The organism is Embleya sp. NPDC050493 (assembly GCF_044458105.1).
GTDB lineage: Bacteria > Actinomycetota > Actinomycetes > Streptomycetales > Streptomycetaceae > Embleya.
The window spans coordinates 120,990-132,667 of the sequence record NZ_JBITHP010000022.1 but is presented as its reverse complement, the minus strand read 5'-3'; the positions used below and the strand labels follow the sequence as shown (position 1 = coordinate 132,667).

13 protein-coding genes are annotated in these 11,678 nt (G+C 70.4%); 6 read left to right on the top strand and 7 right to left on the bottom strand.

The window, feature by feature from the left end:
- Window positions 1-237 precede the first annotated feature (237 nt).
- Window positions 238-642 (top strand): hypothetical protein, encoded by a 405-nt coding sequence (locus tag ACIBM5_RS33550; RefSeq protein ID WP_396010405.1) that lies wholly within the window; start codon window positions 238-240, stop codon window positions 640-642.
- A 160-nt stretch (window positions 643-802) separates the two neighbouring features.
- Entirely contained in the window at window positions 803-1,420 is a 618-nt protein-coding gene (locus tag ACIBM5_RS33545; protein WP_396010404.1) for a hypothetical protein, read from the top strand.
- 527 nt (window positions 1,421-1,947) lie between these two features.
- On the opposite strand, the gene ACIBM5_RS33540 is transcribed toward ACIBM5_RS33545, so the two are convergent.
- Complete coding sequence (locus ACIBM5_RS33540; RefSeq protein ID WP_396010403.1) at window positions 1,948-4,095, bottom strand: HEAT repeat domain-containing protein; 2,148 nt, start codon at window positions 4,093-4,095, stop codon at window positions 1,948-1,950.
- Window positions 4,096-4,474: 379 nt separating this feature from the next.
- On the opposite strand from ACIBM5_RS33540, the gene ACIBM5_RS33535 reads away from it, so the two are divergent.
- The gene (locus ACIBM5_RS33535) at window positions 4,475-4,615 is read left to right on the top strand and encodes a hypothetical protein (RefSeq protein ID WP_396010402.1); all 141 of its coding nucleotides are present in this window, start codon (window positions 4,475-4,477) and stop codon (window positions 4,613-4,615) included.
- 990 nt (window positions 4,616-5,605) lie between these two features.
- On the opposite strand, the gene ACIBM5_RS33530 is transcribed toward ACIBM5_RS33535, so the two are convergent.
- Window positions 5,606-5,977 carry a hypothetical protein gene (locus tag ACIBM5_RS33530; protein WP_396010401.1) on the bottom strand — a complete coding sequence of 124 codons (372 nt, stop codon included), beginning with the start codon at window positions 5,975-5,977 and terminating at the stop codon, window positions 5,606-5,608.
- Window positions 5,978-6,006: 29 nt separating this feature from the next.
- Between ACIBM5_RS33530 and ACIBM5_RS33525 the strand changes: the two genes are divergently transcribed.
- Window positions 6,007-6,270: a hypothetical protein gene (locus tag ACIBM5_RS33525; RefSeq protein WP_396010400.1), complete on the top strand. Its 264-nt coding sequence runs from the start codon at window positions 6,007-6,009 to the stop codon at window positions 6,268-6,270.
- Between the two features lie 69 nt (window positions 6,271-6,339).
- Here ACIBM5_RS33525 and ACIBM5_RS33520 read toward each other — a convergent pair whose 3' ends face one another.
- The 5 genes from ACIBM5_RS33520 to ACIBM5_RS33500 all read right to left on the bottom strand — a co-directional run bounded on the left by ACIBM5_RS33520 (window position 6,340) and on the right by ACIBM5_RS33500 (window position 9,257).
- The gene (locus ACIBM5_RS33520; protein ID WP_396010399.1) at window positions 6,340-6,840 is read right to left on the bottom strand and encodes a hypothetical protein; all 501 of its coding nucleotides are present in this window, start codon (window positions 6,838-6,840) and stop codon (window positions 6,340-6,342) included.
- Window positions 6,837-7,451, bottom strand: coding sequence for a hypothetical protein (locus tag ACIBM5_RS33515; RefSeq protein WP_396010398.1), 615 nt, complete (start codon window positions 7,449-7,451; stop codon window positions 6,837-6,839). Before ACIBM5_RS33515 ends, ACIBM5_RS33520 begins: the two co-directional genes overlap by 4 nt.
- A gap of 514 nt (window positions 7,452-7,965) precedes the next feature.
- Complete coding sequence (locus ACIBM5_RS33510; protein WP_396010397.1) at window positions 7,966-8,160, bottom strand: hypothetical protein; 195 nt, start codon at window positions 8,158-8,160, stop codon at window positions 7,966-7,968.
- 269 nt (window positions 8,161-8,429) lie between these two features.
- Window positions 8,430-8,846 (bottom strand): hypothetical protein, encoded by a 417-nt coding sequence (locus ACIBM5_RS33505; protein WP_396010396.1) that lies wholly within the window; start codon window positions 8,844-8,846, stop codon window positions 8,430-8,432.
- A gap of 24 nt (window positions 8,847-8,870) precedes the next feature.
- Complete coding sequence (locus tag ACIBM5_RS33500; RefSeq protein ID WP_396010395.1) at window positions 8,871-9,257, bottom strand: hypothetical protein; 387 nt, start codon at window positions 9,255-9,257, stop codon at window positions 8,871-8,873.
- 851 nt (window positions 9,258-10,108) lie between these two features.
- On the opposite strand from ACIBM5_RS33500, the gene htpX reads away from it, so the two are divergent.
- Window positions 10,109-11,029: a zinc metalloprotease HtpX gene (gene htpX, locus ACIBM5_RS33495; protein ID WP_396010394.1), complete on the top strand. Its 921-nt coding sequence runs from the start codon at window positions 10,109-10,111 to the stop codon at window positions 11,027-11,029.
- Entirely contained in the window at window positions 11,029-11,589 is a 561-nt protein-coding gene (locus ACIBM5_RS33490; RefSeq protein WP_396010393.1) for a hypothetical protein, read from the top strand. The genes htpX and ACIBM5_RS33490 overlap by 1 nt, the downstream gene beginning before the upstream one ends.
- The last annotated feature ends 89 nt before the right edge of the window (window positions 11,590-11,678 follow it).

The following is an 11,678-nucleotide window of genomic DNA, read 5'->3' as shown; positions in this document are numbered from 1 at the left end:
GCCGCCCCTGATCGCCCCCATGGGCGGCACGAAGAAGAGCGGCGCAGCGGTCAGGCCACGCAGGAGGCATCGTGTTGCGTCACCAGGGGCAGGAGGCCACGGCGCAGCGGGTGACGCCGGAGGCGGCCGCGCGGGTGAAGGCCACCGGGTTGACGACGCCGGAACAGGCCGCGGCATACGCCCAGATCGTGCACAGCCGCCTATACGTGTGCGGGTGCCGGGGAGCGTGCGAACGCGTTGGAGTTGATGGCCGACGCCGAACGCGCCGTGTTGCGGGTGCCGTCCGAGCCCGAGGCCCGGACGGTGTTCACGGTGACGCCCGCGTCGGTGGGGTTGTACGGGGTCGGGGTGCTGTACTCCCTCGGCGAAGCCGGCGCGGCCTTGTACTCCGGCCGCGACCTGCAGCCGGGGCAGTTCCCCACCGCCGAGCCGCCCGGGCGCCTGCACACCGATCGCGCCCGCGCGTGGTGGCAACTCGGCAGGCCCGAACAGACCGCCGTCGAACTCGCCGCCGCCCACCGCGAGGCGCCCGGCGAAGTGCGCGACCGGCCCTCCATCCGCCGCATCGTCACCGACCTCGCCCGACGCCACCCGAACGCCGTCGGGGTCCGTGACCTACGGGCGGCCACCTGGGCGCGCTGAAGTCGCCGCGCCCGCACATCTGTTCAGCGTTCGGCCGGGCCGTTTCGTTCGGATCACATGCCGTCGGCTCGGTCCTTCCCGACGAGGTGGCTCACGTTTGCGCAGGGTTGTCGATCCGGTGCGGACGAACTCGGTTGACGAGGTCGGCATCATGCCTGGCATGGGCACAGACATCACCGGCTTCCTGGAGTACCGGGCGCCGCAGGGCGATCGGGAACCGACCTGGTACACCGCGCACAACCTCGGCTCCCTTTACGGGAACCGTGACTACGATGCGTTCGGTTGTCTCTTCGGAGTCCGCAACCATGCGAACTTCCGTCCCCTGGCCGCAGACCGTGGTCTGCCGGCCGATGCCTCGGCCACGGTGAGTGCGCGGTTCGCGCAGCTGACCGAGTGGTATGGCGAGGACGGCCTTCACGGCACCACATGGATCACGTGGGCCGAGGTGAAGGCGGTGGACTGGGACGAGCGTGCGGAGAGGCCGGACAGCCGGCTTCACCAGTACCGCCGGACCGCGAACGGGCTCAGGCTGACGGGCAAGTCGTCCTGGAGTGCTGCGTTCGCCGAGGCCGTCGGTCTCCGGAGAGGGGAAGAGCGGGAGTGGCCCGAAGGAAGTGAGTGGCTCGTCGGGGAAACGCTCTACAGATCGGTCACCCTCCGCCGCAAGGACGCCATCACCGAGACCGGGGAGTGGCAACCCGTGTGGAAGGCCATGGAGTCGCTTGCAGCACCGTACGGTGACGACAACGTGCGCTTGGTCGTGTGGTTCGACGACTGAGCAGGACCGCCGCACGGGGCCGATCCGGGCCATTTGCGCACCGCAAGTCGACCCACCGCACGAGCCGCACGACGCGGGTCGGCGGGGTGAACGGTGCCTCGACCACGTCCTCCCGCCGGCCGTCCACCGCGGATGGGGTGTCGTGGACCTCGATGGTCAGCCCGACGTGGCCGGTGTGCATACCGGTTACCCGGAACAGGAACCCCTCCACCGCGGCGCCGCACAAGCCGTTCGCCTGACCCGCCCAGTGCTCCCCCTCGATCACCGCCCCGTCGACGCGGCTGTCGAGGTACATCTGCGAGTACGCCACCCGCACCGAACCCTCGAACACGTCCGCAGCAACACTCCCCCGAACGTCACCGACCCCGCATCCTCGCCCCGGGCAACCAGGCGTCATGCTGCCGCACGGCACGGACAACAACGTCCTCCCGCAACCGACGAGTTCGCGGCACGAGGGTGTACGACACGTCGGGTCCAGCGGAGAACACCCGATCACGACGCCGCCGACAACACCGGACTGGTCCGCTTCACCACGTGTCCACGCTCCTCGACGGATCGTTCGACACGCCGGCAACGCGCGCCAGGACATCACGGCACATGAACTGCAGTTCCTCGTCGTCGGCGAGGTTGGCGTAGCGACCGCTGCGGCGGGGCAGCGCGAGTTCCGCCCGGATGCGGGGCAGGGCCGGCGCGGCGGCCGGTCCCATCCGGTTCAGGCAGGCCAGGACATGGTTGGAGGTCGTGTCGTTCCTCGCCCAGGCGTCAGACAGCGTGTGTAGGACGAGTTCGGCCTCGGTCTCGCCCGCGATGTCCCACAGCGCAGCCGCGGCGTGGACACGGGTCCACTCGTGTCCGTCGTCCGACATGGCTCGCAGACGCGGCAGTACGGCTCGGGCGGGCGGGCCGATCCGGCCGAGAACTTCGATCGTCTCGTGATTTCGTTCGCTGTCGAGCAGCTTCTCCAGTCGGGGCACGACGTCTGCCGGGTCGCGTTCGAGCGCCCATAGGGCGGCGGTCGCGGCCGCGCGCACGTTCACGTCCGCTGCGTCGGCCAGGGGACGAATCACCCTCAGGGCCGCTGCGGCAGCGGTGCCGAAGGATGCGAGTGCGTCCAGGGCCGAGGCGGTGGTGCTCCACTGCTCGTGGCGAACCGCCGCACCGGCGAAGTCGGTGATCGCGTCGACGGCCGCCGGGTCGCCCAGCTCGGCCAGAGCGTGGAGGATGGCGCCCGCGCTCATGGCGGACCGTTGTCGCGCGAGGTCGATGTCGGCGAGGCGGCGGGACAACCGCGGCACCAGTTCGTCGGCGGCCACGCGCAGATGTCCGGCGACCTGTTCGGCGCGCCAGGCGTCCACGTCGTCGTCCAAGGCCGTCAGCAGTGCGGGCACCGCTCGCACGTCCCCCAGGCGTGCGAGTGCCATGACGGCTTCCTGATGGGCGCGGCGCAGCAGTGGGTGCGGGTGCGCCCATGCGTCGGGTCCGTGGGTGGTGCGTTGTGCGGTGACGTATGCGGCGAGGGCTTCGCGGGCGGGTTGGGCGACCGGTGCCAGGGCTTGGAGGGTTTCGGCCGCTGCTGCGGCGGTGTACGCGTCGTGTGGCAGCAGGCAGTTCGCGAGCAGCAGGACGAGTTCGCGGTGGTCGCCTCGCCAGGTCGTGATCAGGTCCCGGGCCATGCGGATCGCGTCGTGGCGGGTGGCGGGGTCCGGGCTGCGGAGTTGTTCGGTGAGCAGGGTGGTGCGTTCGGGCAGGCGCGCGTCGAGGGCGTCGTGGAAGGTGCGCAGCAGGGGTGTGGTGGGTGCGTGGATACGGTTGTGCCGTTCGAGGTCCGCGAACGCGGCGGCGATCTGCGGTGGAACGTCCTCGGACGTCGGGGTGTCGGTGCCGGTGGTGCACGCGCACGTTCCGAAACGGCCTTGGCATCCTTGGACGTCGGCGTCGTGGCGCGGTGGGGGGGTGAGTTCGCGCAGGAGGTCGATCGCCGTGGGCACGACGGTGTCACCGATGTCCTCCGGGGCGCAGCGGGCTCGGTGGACGATGGCCGCGAGGCGGATGCCGGGGTCTGCGGTCGTGTCGTCCGTGAGGGTGTCGAGCCATGCCATGGCGGGGGTTCGTGCGAGCGGCAGTCGCAGCGCGAGGTCGGCCGTGGTCCCTATGATCCGCAGTCGTTCCTCGATCCCGTTCTCGACGGGCAACCGTTCCCGCAGGATCGTGAGTGCCCGGTCGGTGTCGTCCAGGAAGAGGCCGAGTGCCTCGATCGCCGCGCTCCGTACCCGGACATCCGGGTCCGCGGCGTAGGCGACGAAGGCGTCGGCGCGTTCGCGCATCAGCGCGGCGCTGTCGGCGGTCGCCGTCGACAAGGTGCCGTCGGGGGCGATGTAGACGGTGTCGCCGCGATCGACGGCGGCGCGGCCGATGCTGAGGAGCAGTGCGACGATCGAGGCGCGGTCGGGCGTCGCGGGATCGTCGGCCATGTCGAACAGGAACGGAAGGCTCGCCACGGTACACGGGTACACGTCGCCTTGATGATGGGCCGCGCCGTAGAAGTCGTCGAGTGCTCGGCTGCGAATCTCAGCGTCCGGCGAGGTCATCGCCCGCAACCACACCGGGACGTCGTCGGCCGGGCCGTAGGCGTGGCCCATCGACGACCAGGCGATACCATCCAAGTCGTTGATCATGCGCGGCACCATGCCGCAGGGCACCGACACCGTCCCCTCCCCGGACGAGCAACGCGGCGTATTCCCCCCGTGGGGCGCGGCGAGTGTCGGATACCGGGCCTACGGTGTGTGGATGGGCGCCTGCGACTGCGGGTGTCGTCGTCGCGGATCAACCCGACGCCCCGGCCCCGCTCGAGTGGATCGGCCGCTACGCCGCCGAAGTTCTACGGACGGCTGCGCGCGTCAGGCATGCTCAGGGCGGGGCGCGTGTGGGGGTCGGCGGTCGTCCCGAACACTGCCGTCGGCTCGCCCGACGCCCATCGTGGGTCGTCGGGGCGCGAGCTACCTTCGCGGGGCGGGCCGGTCGGGGCCGGGGGCACGCATTCGAGAGGGGTCGTGGGTGACGAGGTGGCAGGACGATCCGGTGTATCGGGCGATCGAGCGGGCGTTCCCGGGCGGCGGGCGCGTTCCCGCCTTTGAACGCGGCGCGTTGGCCGGTGTCGACGTCTCGGCGTATCGCGCGTTGCAGTGTGGCCAGTGACGGAACGGCCGGCGGGGCCGTGCTCGTGTTCCCTGTTCCTGTGGTGCGGTGTGTGGCGGCCGCAGGGGCCTCGGCGATCAACTCGCGGTGCTCGGCTGCCGCGTTCCCGCCCCACAGCGCTGGCCGGACGTGCAGGTCGGCGGTGATGGTGAACCGTGGCCGTGGGCGAGGGGCGGTACGGCCTTCCTCACGGGCCGTCTGCAGCCGGCGCTGCAGGGTGCGTGGTGACTTCCCCGCTGCGGCTGCCGCCAGTCGGAGGTGCTCGGGGGTCAACGCGCCCCGAGCTCCCAACCCCGTGAGGCGGACGATCACTTGTTCCCGTGCCGCAGCTGCCGGCACCACACCCGTCGCCCACAGGTCGTCCTGGGGCACGTCGATCACCACCGCTCCCCTCTTCCCCCTTTTTCCTGCCCCGCCCCGAGAACCGGACGATGTGGCTCTCGGAACACCGGCTTCCTCCGGAAAGACGGAACCCACGCCACGATGACGCCGAAAAGGGCATTCCGATGACGCGGGCACGACGTTCCGATAGAAGTCGGACACCAGGGGGCGGTCCAAAGGAAGTTGCAGGACACCGACCTGCGGAACCTTCGTTTCCATGACGCCGCAAAACCGCACCGAAATAACTCGACCAGGGGCCCTGCCTGGCTGCGACCAGACAGACCCGTCACACCATCGACGACATATCCACGCGGCCAACCACGACACCCAACCTCAACATCACAAACCGATCCACAAGCGGCCTGGACGCCCTCCTGCGGCCCTCACGCACCCCGACTGCCCATCCCACCAGGGGCCTCGGGCAACACCGCACAGCACCATCGACAGCCCGGCGCGCTGCGGAACACGGTCGAGCGCTGCATCAACCAGCGTTAGCAGTGGCGCGGTCTTGCCAGTCGCTATGACAAGAACCCCACCGTCTACCTGGCCGGACTCCATCTCGCCGCCATCTTCATCCGGTCAGAAAGGTGACCAGATGAAGGAACCTACCTATACCCAGCCCTCATCGAGGTGGATCGTCCAGGTATTTCCCACTGTCCGGTTCAGTTCGACCAGGGCCGCAACCTCCGCGATGACTGTCGGCGCGTCGGACAGTCGCAACGGGGAGTCCGGGACACCGCGCCGGCTGTATGTCGGCAACTCGCCGCTACAGCGGAAGGCGTGGAGCGGCAGGGAATCACGGTTGAACCACGTGGGTCGGTGTTCCTCCGCCCATGTGGATGCAGCGTCGATGCGGTCCACATGCGCAAGCAGGTGCTCCGGGGCGGGCCCGTCGCAGAACTGCACGAGAAATCCCCCGGCGTCTACGGCCCACCAATCCCACGTGAATCCAGGTCGAGGGTGCCGCAGGATCGTCGCCATGTCAGCACCGTATCCAGGGCGGCCGAAGCATGGTGGCGGTGATCCACCGGAAACGGCCGCTAGCGCCTGGCAACGCCCTCAACGTCGCGCTGGAACCGGCCGGCCTCGCCGACCTGGTCGTCGTCGCCGCCGTGTTGGAGCACGAGCGCGGCGCGAGCTGGGAACAGATCGCGGAGGGCGCCCATCTCGAGGAGGCCCGGGCCTGCGAGCGGTGGAAGGGTGACGTGCGCGTGTGGACCGCACCGGGTGTCGCAACCGGGCCGCGCCACCCACCTCGCCGGCCTGGCCCATGACATGGCGAAGGAGGTCTGCCGCGCGCGTCGAAAGCTCGGCCGGGTCGATCCCGACCATCCCGATGCGGTTCAGCCGAGGAACCAGTGGAGGAAGATCGCGCAGTTGCCGTCGCCGAGTTCGGCGGCGGCGACCTCTTTGATGTAGTCGCCGAAGCGGGCTTCGGTGACCCCCCGGGTCGGTACGCCGTGGGGCCAGCGGTGGGTGGCGGTGAACGGGCTCATGTGTTCCGGGGTGTAGCCCGGTCGCAGTTCGGCCGGCAGGCCGGTCTGGCGCAGCAGTTCGGGGATGCCGGCGCATGTCGCGTGGTAGGTGATGTCGAGGCCTTCGCCCATGGGGTTGCCGGCCCAGAAGTAGTGGATGTCGGCGGCGTCGGGCGGCAGGGTGACGCCTGTTCGTTCGAGGGCCTGTTTCAGGGACGTGTTCGGGTCGCTGCCGCGTTCGGCGCGTGGATCCTTTTCCGGACCCTGCCATGGCGCCCAGTACAGGATGAGGCCGCCGGCGAGGAGGGCGATCGCGACGAGCAGGAGCAGTGATGCGGTGCGGGGACGGACGGTCCGGTTGCGGTTCACGATTTGGCCGGTGCCGGGGTCTCGACCCAGAAGGTGGTGCTGCCGCGGACGTCGTAGTCCTGGGCGAGTCCGGTGGCGTTGAGGCGGGCCAGGTCTTCCTGGGGGACGTCGGTGAATTTCAGGTCGATGTCGGCGCGGGGTTTTCCGCCGGGGTTGCCCCAGTCGTAGCGTTTGGAGACGTCGACGCGGATGTCGCCGACGATCTTTCCGTCGATTTCCTTCACGTCGCCGCTGATGCGGTACTGGTATCCGTTGAGGGCGTAGTACCAGTCCAGGAGTTCGGGTGAGGCGGACTTGCCCTGTTGTTGGAGCGCGGTGATGTCCTCGTGGATGGCGCCGGCTTTCCACTGCGAGTCGAATCGTCCCTTGCCGGCGTTCTCGGCGATCGCCCGGTCGATGGCGCCCTTGAGTCCCGGGACCTCGCGGATCATCGTCTGGGGGTCGAACTCGACCGGTGTGCCGGTGTTCTCGAGCCAGTGGTTGAGGAACTGCACCGCTCTCGGGTTGCCGAGCCCGGCTTGGCCGCCGAGCATGAGTTTGGCCAGGTTCAGGGTCCGGTGGTCCTTGTCGGTGGGGTCGTCGACGTCGTATCGGCGCAGGTCCGCGTCCATGACGGGTGGGGCCGGTGCGCTTCGGCCCGGTCTCCCTTCAGGGCGTCCAACGCCTGCCGGGCTGCGTCGGCCGCGCCGCCCCAGATGACCGGTCATACCGTCCAACCAGGCGACATCCACGACGAACTGTTCCCCGGCCATCGCACCCCCGCGCGTTTTCCGTCACCGGACGACTACTCTGCGGACGCTACCAGTCGCATCGGCTGTCGGCGGCGGCGAACTCGGACTTGGGCTCGGGCTCGGGCTCGGGCTCGGCGAACGGGTTCCCACGCGGTCGCCCCTCGAGGCCGCCGGTCGGTCGGCGGCTGCGGTTCCCGGTCGGCGGCGGGCGAGGGGGCAAGGCGTTGCCGGGCATCCCGGAGGGCGAACTCCACGTACGGGACCGGGCCGGCCGACCGCGGGGTTCGGTGTGTCCCGACATCGAACCGCGTGATCCGCTCGATGTCGTCCGCGACGAGGGCCGGACGCCGTCTCCGCGGACATCACCACGTGCCGCTCCAGGTCGACGGTGCCCTCACGTGGCCGCACGGTAGGCGATCAGCCGGCCGGTTCCGGTGTGGTCACCGCGGCGGGTGCAGACTGCCGTGCCGCGTCGTCCGGTGGAGGGATCGTCGTCGAGGGGGTGCGGGTAGGGCAGTGTGGTGGTGTCGCCGGTGTGGATGTGGGTGGTGAAGGCGGCGCCGTCCCACAGGTGGACGACGGCGCCCAATGGCGCGGTGGTGATGGTCGCCTGTGCCGGTGCGGCCTCGAGTGTGGTGTGGGTGGTGCGGCCATTGAGCGGGGCCGTGTACTGGTCCGGTTCGAGTCGGCAGTCCTCGGGGGCGCGACCGGGCGGCCAGTCGGGTGCGGTGATGCCGCGGGTGGTGGCGGGTGCCTGCCCGGTTCAGGAGGATGGAGCGCGGTGCGGGTTGCGGTAAGACGGCCACGAACTTCGACCCGTCCCTGTCGCCTCCGACTCCGGGTCGGGCTCGCGGGCTCTCAGGTGGACGTCGGGGCCGGTGCCCAGGGGTCGTCCGTCCGTGGTTCGGGGGCGTCGGGGTGAAGCAGCCTGCGAAGGCAGAGTCCGAGTGCCTCGTCGCCGTTGTGGTCGATCCCGCGCATCCACGGCAGTGGCGCCATCAGTCGGGCCGTGGCGTCGGTCGCGCACTCGTCCACTGTGGTGAGGAGTTCGTCGGGGGCGGGCGCGTCGGTCAGGCACAGCCAGCCCAACGCGGCGCTCACGCGCACTTCGGGTGGCGTGCCGGGGTCGGACCACAGCGTCCTGGTCCATGCTGCGCCGGTGGTGGCGGGGTGCTCGCGGGCCGGTTGCGCGACGGCGAGCACCAGGGCGGCCCGCACGGCCGGGTCGTCCTCGGCGGGCAGGCGCGCAAGGAGGGCGCCCCGGATGTCCTGCACGCGCGCGGAGGCGGCGGCCAGGACCTAGGCGGCCGCGGAACGCACATGCGGGTCGGGGTCCTCGAGCAGCGCCGTGACGAGGTGCGCGTCTGCGGCGATGGCGGCGCGGGCGGCCTGGAGCGACCCGTGTCCCGGGTATCCGCTCGGTTCGTGAACCCACATGTCGTCGGCATGGCAACGCTCGGCAGCTCCTCGCGCGTGCACAGACCGGAGCCCGGGGCCCGGATTCCGGCGTGCGGTCTCGCCCGCCAGGACCAGGCTGTCGGCGCGGCGCGGCGCGGCGCGGTGGCGGTGTCGGGAGTCGGCCGCGATCCGCAGGAGGAACGGCACGACCAGCGCACACACCGACCTCGCACTGTTGGCCAACTCACAGCGCACCCCGCGCAGTCCACGACGCACCACGCGCGCCACGCGCCACCTCGGCATCGTCGGAGCACAGGAGCGCCACGTCCTCCCTGGTCTGGGGACCGCGCGGAAAACGGTCCCAGGGGAGGCGGTCATAGGCGAACGAGACCCAGGTTGCCCGGGAAACGGCCGCCATCACGGCGCGAACATCGAGCGGACCTCCCTCGTGCATCTCAGGCTCGCCGTCCACGAAAGCCCGCACGACCGCCCGGTGGACCGGATCGTTCTCCCACCCCGCCATCCACAACCCCCTCGGCACAGGAACGAGACCATCCACGGGCCGACAGGACCGCCGCGCCGGCGACCGCCGCGCCAGTATCACGTGCCTGAGCCGTCGCGGCATGCGGCGGCCCGGGGCCCGAACGCCGCGCGCCTACGCCGGGACGAGGCGCAGCACCGTCACGACCGAGCTGAACCGATGAACGGTCCGCGGTCAATCGTGTCGGGACCCATCATGCGGACCCGGCCGACACGAGGATCGCCCGTGAACACGGGTCCGATGGATCCGGCCCTGGCCCGGAACGGCGCAGGCGGGAGCACGGACCTCCTCGGGACGGCTCTCGCCGTCCGATTCGTGGTTCGGGTCCTCCCGTGAAGGCTCCTGTACTCGCACGTCGGGGCTCTCCGCGCCGAAGACGGTTTCGAGGGCCTTCGCATGCCCCGGCTCGGCCACATGCCTTCGGAACCGCGAACTCGGCGTGCGGGGTCGATGGCCTCCGTCTCCCCTTGCCTCCGCTCTACCCCCCGCTGGGCCCGCCGGCGAGGCAGAATCAAAGTGGGACCCGATTCGTCTCCTTATCCACCTATTCGGGTCGTTCGCGAGGACCGCCGCCAGGTCCCCCGCGAGGGAGGAACCGATGACCAGGACCAGCGCCGGCACCCGATTCGGCACCGATCGCGGCTTGGTGGGCCGCATGCTCGCCACCATGTTCCTGCTCGGGCTGCTCTATGTGGTCTTCGTGGGCGTGCTCGTGGTGATGCTCGGCCGGGCCTGGCCGCTCGCAGTCGTGCTGATCGGCGGTGTCTTCGTCGCACAGTTCTGGTTCAGCGACAAACTCGCGGCGTTCGCCATGGGCGCCCGCGAGGTCACCCCCGAGGAGCAGCCGGAACTGCACGGCGCGGTCGACCGGCTGTGCGCCCTCGCCGACATGCCCAAGCCGCGCGTGGCGGTCGCCGACTCCGATGTGCCCAACGCCTTCGCCACCGGCCGCAACCGAAGGAACACGGTCGTGTGCACCACGACCGGGCTGCTCCGCCGTCTGGAGCCGGCCGAGTTGGAAGGCGTCCTGGCGCACGAGCTCTCGCACGTCGCGCACAAGGACGTCGCGGTAATGACGATCGCATCCTTCCTCGGCGTCCTGGCCGGATTGCTCACCCGCGTCGGCGTACAGTTCGGCCTCTTCGGCGGGATGCGCCGCGACCAGAACACCGCGGTCCTGATGCTGGTGGTGACCGCGGTGAGCGTGGTGGTGTACACGCTGAGCTTCGTCCTCGTCCGAACCCTGTCGCGCTACCGCGAGCTGTGTGCCGACCGTTCGGCCGCGCTGCTCACCGGTCGACCCTCCGCGCTCGCCTCCGCCCTGACCAAGATCAGCGGCACCATGGCCCGGATCCCGACCCGCGATCTGCGCCGGGCCGAACCCTTCAACGCGTTCTTCTTCGCGCCGGCCGTCGCCTCCAAGGACAGCCTGGCGAACCTGTTCGCGACCCACCCGACGCTCGAACGGCGCCTCGAGCAGCTCGGCCGGATCAGCGCGGAACTCGGCGGTGCCGCCTGATGGGGCTGTTCGACTCCGTCTTCGGCCGAAGCAGGCCGGTGACGCCCGATCTCGACCAACTGTTCGGCCTGCCCTCGGCGGCCATCACCCTGGAGATCGCCGTCGGGTTCCACCCCACCGGCACCGGGTCGGTGTGCTTCGCCACCGTCGAGGGCGGCGCGTTCGACCAGGTGCTGCGCGACCTGAACGACTTGGTCGAGGGGTTGCGGAGCAGCCGGGACGAGTACGGGTACACGTGGCTGCTCGCAGAGCGCCCGCCCGAGGACGTGAGCACCCTGGTGACCGATCTGCATGCGATCAACAGCGCGCTCGAGGATGGCGGTTTCGGTCCGCAACTGCTCTGCTCACTGGCCGCGTTCGGGCATCCCGACGGCCGCCGGCTCGCCTTGGTCTACCTGTACAAGCGCGGCACCTTCTACCCCTTCGCACCGGTGCCGGGCGGGCACGAGAAGCGCGACACCGCGCTGGAGATCCAGGTGAACGCGGCGGTTTCCGACGATCTGCGGCTCGAATCCGACCTGTCCCGGTGGTTTCCGGTCTGGGGCGCGCCGGGTCTGTGACCGTACGACGGGCAGGTCACGGTCGGGGTCGCGGTCGCGGTCGCGGTCACGGTCGGGGTCGGGGCGCCGACGAGCGGGCGGGCGGCGGA

What these genes read in the sequence shown, in the direction of transcription:
- ACIBM5_RS33540 (WP_396010403.1), bottom strand. Translation starts at nt 4,095, where the DNA reads ATGATCAACGACTTGGATGGTATCGCCTGGTCGTCGATGGGCCACGCC.
- ACIBM5_RS33490 (WP_396010393.1), top strand. Translation starts at nt 11,029, where the DNA reads ATGGGGCTGTTCGACTCCGTCTTCGGCCGAAGCAGGCCGGTGACGCCC.
- ACIBM5_RS33530 (WP_396010401.1), bottom strand. Translation starts at nt 5,977, where the DNA reads ATGGCGACGATCCTGCGGCACCCTCGACCTGGATTCACGTGGGATTGG.
- ACIBM5_RS33545 (WP_396010404.1), top strand. Translation starts at nt 803, where the DNA reads ATGGGCACAGACATCACCGGCTTCCTGGAGTACCGGGCGCCGCAGGGC.
- ACIBM5_RS33525 (WP_396010400.1), top strand. Translation starts at nt 6,007, where the DNA reads ATGGTGGCGGTGATCCACCGGAAACGGCCGCTAGCGCCTGGCAACGCC.
- ACIBM5_RS33515 (WP_396010398.1), bottom strand. Translation starts at nt 7,451, where the DNA reads ATGGACGCGGACCTGCGCCGATACGACGTCGACGACCCCACCGACAAG.
- htpX (WP_396010394.1), top strand. Translation starts at nt 10,109, where the DNA reads ATGACCAGGACCAGCGCCGGCACCCGATTCGGCACCGATCGCGGCTTG.